Annotated in this window: 5 protein-coding genes; 2 read left to right on the top strand and 3 right to left on the bottom strand. The window is 62.9% G+C overall.

All coding sequences use genetic code 11. The features are described 5' to 3' along the window. Positions 1–408 (top strand): TrmO family methyltransferase domain-containing protein (locus ACT84W_RS02455; RefSeq protein ID WP_444328089.1); only part of this gene is annotated, 408 nt, incomplete at its 5' end. A 95-nt stretch (positions 409–503) separates the two neighbouring features. Here the strand turns inward: ACT84W_RS02455 and ACT84W_RS02460 are convergent. The 3 genes from ACT84W_RS02460 to ACT84W_RS02470 form a co-directional block, all read right to left on the bottom strand. Further along, on the bottom strand, positions 504–776 hold the full coding sequence (locus ACT84W_RS02460; RefSeq protein WP_417575323.1) for a hypothetical protein: 273 nt from the start codon (positions 774–776) through the stop codon (positions 504–506). Positions 777–1,426: 650 nt separating this feature from the next. After that, positions 1,427–2,137: a uracil-DNA glycosylase gene (gene ung / locus ACT84W_RS02465; protein WP_444328090.1), complete on the bottom strand. Its 711-nt coding sequence runs from the start codon at positions 2,135–2,137 to the stop codon at positions 1,427–1,429. A gap of 105 nt (positions 2,138–2,242) precedes the next feature. Next, on the bottom strand, positions 2,243–2,779 hold the full coding sequence (locus ACT84W_RS02470; RefSeq protein WP_417575320.1) for a hypothetical protein: 537 nt from the start codon (positions 2,777–2,779) through the stop codon (positions 2,243–2,245). Between the two features lie 110 nt (positions 2,780–2,889). On the opposite strand from ACT84W_RS02470, the gene ACT84W_RS02475 reads away from it, so the two are divergent. Next, positions 2,890–3,082 (top strand): hypothetical protein (locus ACT84W_RS02475; protein ID WP_444328091.1); only part of this gene is annotated, 193 nt, incomplete at its 3' end.

Here is a 3,082-nt window from a genome sequence, read left to right on the forward strand (position 1 = left end):
CCGTTCAGGCCGAATCCCATCGGTCTGACCTGTGTGAAGCTCGATTGCGTTGAGCTGACCGAAGCGGGCCCCGTTATCCATGTGCTCGGCGCCGATCTGCGCGACGGGACGCCGATTTACGATATCAAGCCCTACATCCCCTTCGCGGACTGCCATCCCGAGGCGAGCGGCGGCTGGATCGAGGAGTCGCCTTGGCAGGAACTCGAGGTCGAATTCCCCGCGGAGCTGCAGGAGCGTGTGCCCACGGGCAAGCTCGCGGGCCTTATCGAGGTCTTGCGCCAAGACCCTCGCCGCGCAGGCAGCAAGCACGAGCCCAATCGTGTGTACCACCTGGCGTACGCAGGCCTCGACGTCGCGTTCCGCGTAGACGGAAGCGATCTGCGCGTGGTCGGCGTCAATTCCGGGTGAGCCCGCTTGGCAGATGCGGGCTACATCCCAGCTTCCCCGGCAGAGGTCTCTCTCTTGCCCGGATGTGGTCGAAAGATCGGGTTATTCTCAGCCGATTAAGCAGTCTTAAAAAGGCGGAGCGCCTTCTCGCGCTGTTCGTCCGACCATTCAACAAGGGCTGTGTTTATGACGGCTTTACGGGCTATCCCCCTACGCGCGGCTTCTTGGTCTAGCCAATTGACCAGCCAAAGGGGGATGGTAATAGAAACTTGTTTTGGCTCGGAAGGGTCGGGCTCCTCAATCAAAGGGTTTTCTGTATCAAAGTAATCGAGGACATCCTTGCCCGCGTCGAAACGCTCCACAAGGTTAGATGCAGTTGTTGCGGTCATAGAAGCTCCTTTCTTTTGGGGTCGCAAGTCGAACGGAGATTAGCCGCCTTGAATCACCGCTGGGCTTCCAAATCGCGACCCAGTATTCGCCCCAATGAGACCAATCGACAGCCTTCTGTCTTCGCCCTTTTTCGGGCTTCTTAGTGTGACGACCCTTCCATCCCATAGATAGCATCCGAAATCTAGCCCTACACCATGCTTGGCTTCGTTGGCGAGGCTCTTTTTGCCATCCCATTCGAAAACCATAAGCACTCCAGTAATGCTAAAACAATATTCAATAAATATCTATTAAGGCTTAATTTGAGCTATGCAGCTGATAGCTCGGCTGCATCCGCGGTATTGCCTCCGGGCAGGCATCGTCGATGCTGATGCTGGAAATATGCTCCATGATGAAGCCCCCGTTCCCGCTCACGGCAAAACTGAATAGTCGACTGTGAGTCTCCGGGCTCTTGGGGTGCCGGAGGGACGGGGGCGCGTGCCCGCCAGGGAGAAGCCAGTGTCGTCGGCAATGCGCTGACGACCCGCTGCGCGTACCATTGAGGGCCTCCGCGCAGCTCTTTCTGCTCCCTTACCTTGAGCGGAACTATAGCACGAAACCGAACGCGTGTACTAGAACAAATTGTGGATTCCCGGCGCGACTCGGCCCGGACCTAAGCGGTGCGCGCCCAATCGATGGGCTCGGCACCATGCGCTACCAGCAGTGCGTTCGCGTGCGAGAAGGGCGCAGAGCCGATGAACGCGGGAAGACCGCCGCCGGCGCGTCGCGCCGAGAGCGGGGAGGGGTGGGTCGACGCGAGGCAGAACTTATTTCCGGCGACGCCGTCGCCCAGCGCCGCCTTGGCGCCATCGACTAGGTTGACGGCGTAGCGGCCCCAGGTGAGGAACACCACCGGCTGCGGCAGCTCGAGGCAACGGCGGACGATGTAGTGCGTGAGCACCTGCCAGCCGAGCTTCGCGTGGGAGTTCGCGGCCCCTTGGCGCACCGTCAGCGTGGTGTTGAGCAGCAGCACGCCTTGGCGCGCCCAGCCAGAGAGGTCGCCCGACGAAGGCGTCTCGCAACCCAGATCAGAGGCCATCTCTTTGTAGATGTTGCGCAGGCTCGGCGGCAGCTTGCAACCGTCGTGGACGCTGAACGAGAGCCCCATGGCCTGGCCTTCCTCGTGGTAGGGGTCCTGGCCGAGGATCACGGCGCGTACGTCTGCGGGCGCCGTCCAGGCAAGGGCGTTGAGGATGTCGTCCTGCGGCGGGTAGATCGTCTGCCCCTCCGCGCGCATGCCCGCGACCTCGGCGAGCAGCCGCTCGGTCGTTTCTGTGACGTCTGCCGGCGCGCCGGCGAGCCATTCCTCGACGTTCTTGTTCACGTGTGCCTCCGGGTGCGATTTGGGGACGGGGCAGCCGCCACATTCTCTCTGATTGGCGGGAGCGATTCTAAGGGCGCGACGGCCGGGACCTGCGCGCCCGCTGAGCTATCGGCTGCAGGCGAGGTCGAGGTAGGCATCGATCTCGGCGCGGGGCATCTGCGGGAAGGTCTCGAGCAGGCCTGTGCGAATTACGTCGAGGTAGGGCTTGGTCGGGGCGTTCTTTGGCCGGCGAGAGGCGTTCGTGAAGGTGCGGGCATCAATGCCGTCGATGGGGTCGAGGTCGATCTCGTGGCTGTACCACTCCGGGGCACGGCCTTCCTGGTCGAGAACCTGCTCGTACTGCTCGCGCGTGATGAGCCAGGCGCGAGCGAGGGCGTCGCCGGGGCGCGACGCGTCGAGGAAGCCGACCCCTCCGCCCTCCCAGATCTGGGCGCTGCCTCCGAAGTAGAGGTCGAAGGGCACATGGACGGCGCGAGACTCCACGGGCGCGGTCTTGTCCGCGCAGCCGGGGTACTCGCGGCCGTTGAAGGGGCAGAGCCCGCCCTGCACGTAGTACTTGAACCGATCCCAAGTGAGGTTCGAGCCATAGCAGACGTACCAGATGTGGGTCTTTGCGAGCTTGGCGTAGTCAGGCGTTGGCATCGGTTCTCCTTTGTGGCGCGGCCATACGTGCGCGGGTCCGCGCACGCGGAAATTGTAGTCTTGTCCCTGAGGTACCATCGAGTCAAAAATCGACCAAACGGAGAAGCGCTATGGGCAGGAGCAACGGCAACGAGGGCGGCAACGGGCAGCCGAGGACGAAGGTGGTGGGAGGCGTCGCAGCCATCGCGATCGCGCTCGTCTGCTCCGTCCTGGGGATCTCGGGCATAACTCCCGGCTCCGGGAACTCCTCGCAGGGTGCGCAGGCGGTCTCGTCGCAGACGACCTCGCAGCAGCGCGGCGGCG

Source organism: Paratractidigestivibacter sp., from assembly GCF_052362415.1.
GTDB lineage: Bacteria > Actinomycetota > Coriobacteriia > Coriobacteriales > Atopobiaceae > Paratractidigestivibacter.

What these genes read in the sequence shown, in the direction of transcription:
- ACT84W_RS02460 (WP_417575323.1), bottom strand. Translation starts at nt 776, where the DNA reads ATGACCGCAACAACTGCATCTAACCTTGTGGAGCGTTTCGACGCGGGC.
- ACT84W_RS02470 (WP_417575320.1), bottom strand. Translation starts at nt 2,779, where the DNA reads ATGCCAACGCCTGACTACGCCAAGCTCGCAAAGACCCACATCTGGTAC.